We start from the raw sequence: 3,730 nt of genomic DNA, 5'->3' as shown, positions 1-3,730 counted from the left end.
GGCGGTCCGCACGGCCCGCGCGCGATCGCCGGCCCGCCACCACAGGCGGACCACCAGATCGGCGGCCAGTTCGCGGCCCTCGGCGAGTTCGGCGGCCTGGGTGAGGCGGTCGTGCCGGTCGAGCAGGGCGACGGCCTCGGCGGGCGCCGCCAGCAGGTCGGCGAGGACGAAGGCCGCCTCGTCGAACCGGCCCTGCTGCTCCAGCCGCTCGGCGGCGGCCCGGTAGAGCTCGGTGAGGTGCTGGTGCACGGCGAGGCCGGAGAACGCGTTGGTCGCGACCGGGCCGACGCGGTGCGGGGTGGGGCGCAGTTTCCCGCTGAAGCGCTTGGGCAGGGCGAGGGAGAACCAGGGACGCCCGGCCGCCGTGTCGCCGCGCTCCCGGCCGGCGAGCGGGAGCGCGTCGCGCAGGGCGTCGTCCCAGCGGTGCTGCTCGAAGGCGCGGGTGAGGTCGCGCAGGTAGCGGGTGTGGCGCTGGTGGAGGAGATGGGCGGCGGGGGTGCGCAGGGTGAACCGGGCCAGCAGGTCGCCGAGCCAGGGGCGGCGGCCCCGGCGCGGGGCGGGGGCGCCATTGGCGGGCGCGCTCCCGGCTGCGGGAGCGCCATTGGCTGCGGGCGCGGCGGCGCTCCCGGCGGCGGCTGTGGTTTCGCCCCCGTCCCGGCCGGCGCGCCGGCCGAAGAGCAGGCCGTAGGCGAGGGCGGCGGCGATCGAGGCGTAGACGATGCCACCCGGGTCGACCTTCAGGTCCTTGAGCAGGCCGAGGCCGAAGAGCACCACGAACAGCAGGGGCACCACCATCAGCAGGACGACGACGACCGCCGCGTGGTGGGGGGCGAGGGCGATCGGCCGGGTGGTCTGCCACCAGGCGGCTCCTCCGCCCGCGCGGCCGGCGGAACGCCCTGCGGAACGCCTGCCGGACGGCCGTTCGGACTGCCGCCGGGCCCGGCGGCCGCGCGCCGGCGGCGCCTCGGCGGTCAGCCGGCGGGCCCGCCCGGAGGTCGGCCGGATGCCGGCCGCCGCCCTCAGGTCCGGCCGGGGGACGACCGGCACCGAATCCTCGACGGGCGGTGCCTCGGGCGCCGGGGCCGCGCCGACCGGACGCGGCCGGTGCAGGGCGAGGCCGGTCGGGTCGAGCCAGTCGGCGGGGTCCAGGCCGGGCAGCTCACCGATGACCCGGGTGACCGCCACTCCGCCCTCCGCCAGCACGAGCCGGCCGTCGGCGGTGACCGCGGCGGATCCGGAACCGGTACCAGGAGTGCCCGCGACCGACGGCGCGCCGTGCCCGGTGCGCTCCAGCGGAAGCCCGGGCGCCCGGTCCGCCCGGGTGCGGACCGGCTCGGGCAGCAGCAGGAGCCAGCGGCCGTCGGGCAGTTCGCACAGCCGCGCGTCCGCGCGCCAGAGGTCGAGGACGCGCCCGGCGGCCTCCGGCACACCGATCAGCGGCACGTCGAGCACGAAGCCGGCGGCGAGGACGGTCCCGGTGGCACTCCTGGCGGCACTCCCGATGGGGGCGTTCACTCGTTGCTTCCGATCACATGGTGGGTCCGGCCGGTGGTGGCGTCGCCGACCACGACCTGGCCGGACGAGTACTCTCTCGCGATCAGCGGATGGGTGGGGTGCACGGCCGGTGGGGCGGTGCCGCCGGAGAACCCGCTCAGGGTGCGGGTGCCGTCGTACCGGATCGCTCGCACCATTCGGCTGTCGGGGGACCAGGTGATCAGCACCGGCTCGCGCCGGTCGTGGACCAGGCCGGCCACCTGGGCGTTCTCCCGGAACAACAGCCGCCGATCCTCGCCGAGCCGGGACCGGACGGTCCAGTTCTTGCCGTCCTCGGACCAGGCGGCGGTGCCGCCCGCGTGCACCAGGTGCCGGGCCCGCAGCGCGTCGGGCTGCAGCGTCTGCTCGAACAGCCGTGGTTCGCGGTGCCGTTCGAAGCCGCGCGGACCCTCCGCGCGGTGGCCGACCGGTCCGTCGTCGGTGACGGCGCCATCGGGCGCGATCCGGCGCCAGCGGCCGGCGACCGGGACGAGCAGGTCGTCCCCGGAGCGCAGCAGCGGCAGCACGGGGCGGCTCGCCAGCACCTGCGCGACCGTCGCGTCGAGGCCGAGGAGGGCTGGGTCGACGACGAACTCCCCGTCCCCGGCGAGCTGTCGCCCGCTGACGTAGCGGAGCACCCGGCCTCGGTGCAGGTACAGGGCGAACAGCCGCCGGCCGGTCCGGCCGGCGGCGATGACCTGGCCGTTCAGATGGTGCGCCTTGGCCCGGGTGACGACGGCGTGCTTGTGCTCGGTCTGGCGCACGTCCGTGGCGAGCAGGATCCCCTCGTGCCGGCCCCGGGTGAGCAGGACCGGGGCGTCGGTGGTGAAGACGGGCAGGGCCCGGCCGGGCGTGCTCGCCGCGTCGGCGGGCGTCGGGACGAGGGTCGGACCGTTCCGCCGGAACTCCGCGCCGCGCAGCGCCCGGACGGCGATGTCGCCTGCGGGCAGGGGTAGTTCGAGCTCGGTCCGGTCGAGGCGGACGGTGACGTGGGTGGCGCCCTCGGGGCCCCAGCGGGCCACCTCGGTGGCGAGGACCCGAGGCGTGCCGGAGGGTCCGCCCGCAGCCGTAGCGGGACCGGACTGCAGGCCCGGGAGCCCGTCGGCGAGCCGGGGCGAGGTGAGCAGCCAGACGCGGTCGGCGGCGTCCAGGCCGGCGGTGGCCTCCCGCACCTGCTCGACGGTCGGCTCGGCGGGGCGGCGGGCCGCGAGCCAGGAGGGCAGCAGGTCGGCGGGCGCGGCGGAGAGCCACCAGCCGGGCGGGTCGCCGACCACGCCCACCCGCATTTCGCTGCCGCGGGCGGCGGCCCGGCGGTGCAGCACCAGCAGCGCGGCCAGTTGGACCAGTCGGCCGGCCCCGGCCTGGGACGGGCCGGCGTCGACCAGGACGACCGTCCGGCCGCGCGTGACGGTGCTGCGGAACTCGGGTGCGAGGTAGAGGAGTTCGCGGTCGACGAATCGGCGCAGGAACTCGTCGGGGTGTTCCTCGGCGAGCAGCCACTCGGCGGGCAGCAGTTGCTCCGGCCGGCCGGAGCGGCCGATCCCGCCCGTCCCGTCCGGCTCCCCCGGTCCGTCGGTCACCGGCTCGCGGGGGCCGACCAGTTGGTCCAGGCCTCGCAGCAACGGGCCGAGGGCGACCGCGAGTTCGGGGCTCAGCGCGGACAGCGCCCCGGCCCAGGGGGCGAGGGCGGCGGGCAGTCGGGTGGCGGGCAGTCGGGTGGCGCTCATCGTCCGGCCCGCCGGGTCAGGGGCGTGAGGGCGTCCGGGTCGGTGGCGGCGGCCGGCGGTGCGGCCACCAGGGCGTGGCCGGGGACGAGCAGGCAGAGGTCGCCGGGCCGGGCGCCGAGGGCGGCCCGCCAGAGGCCGGCGGCGGGCCGGGGGCGGGCGGTGGTCGGGACCAGCAACTCCTCGTCGTGGCCGAGGTAGTGGGCGCCGTCCGCCCACGGGAGCTCGTCCTCGGCGCCGAGCACCAGCAGGGTGGTGTCGTCGGCGAGCACGCCGAGCCGGGCGCCGTCGGTGAGGCGGTCCCGGGTGGCGGCGGCCAGCGCCGGGACGGCGTCGCCGACCGCGAGGACGGCGGCGGCGGTCAGCGGGGGCTCACGGCGCTCCCAGGTGAGCGCCACGGCGGGTGGTGGGGTCGGTTCGCCGATGGTCACGAGGGCGCGACCGCCGCGACGAGCTCGGCGCGTATGCCGGCC

Annotated in this window: 3 protein-coding genes; all 3 read right to left on the bottom strand. The window is 78.1% G+C overall.

Features of this window, described 5'->3' with window-relative positions:
- On the bottom strand, positions 1-1,515 hold a 1,515-nt coding region (locus tag VR45_RS15565), incomplete at its 3' end, for a bpX6 domain-containing protein (protein ID WP_045940353.1).
- Positions 1,512-3,260: a hypothetical protein gene (locus tag VR45_RS42350; protein WP_052709110.1), complete on the bottom strand. Its 1,749-nt coding sequence runs from the start codon at positions 3,258-3,260 to the stop codon at positions 1,512-1,514. The genes VR45_RS42350 and VR45_RS15565, both read right to left, overlap by 4 nt.
- Positions 3,257-3,730 (bottom strand): hypothetical protein (locus tag VR45_RS42345; RefSeq protein WP_234325983.1); only part of this gene is annotated, 474 nt, incomplete at its 5' end. The genes VR45_RS42345 and VR45_RS42350, both read right to left, overlap by 4 nt.

The organism is Streptomyces sp. NRRL S-495 (genome assembly GCF_000966955.1).
Taxonomy (GTDB): domain Bacteria; phylum Actinomycetota; class Actinomycetes; order Streptomycetales; family Streptomycetaceae; genus Kitasatospora; species Kitasatospora purpeofusca.
The sequence above is the reverse complement of the archived record's forward strand: the minus strand, read 5'-3'. Positions and strand labels throughout refer to the sequence as shown.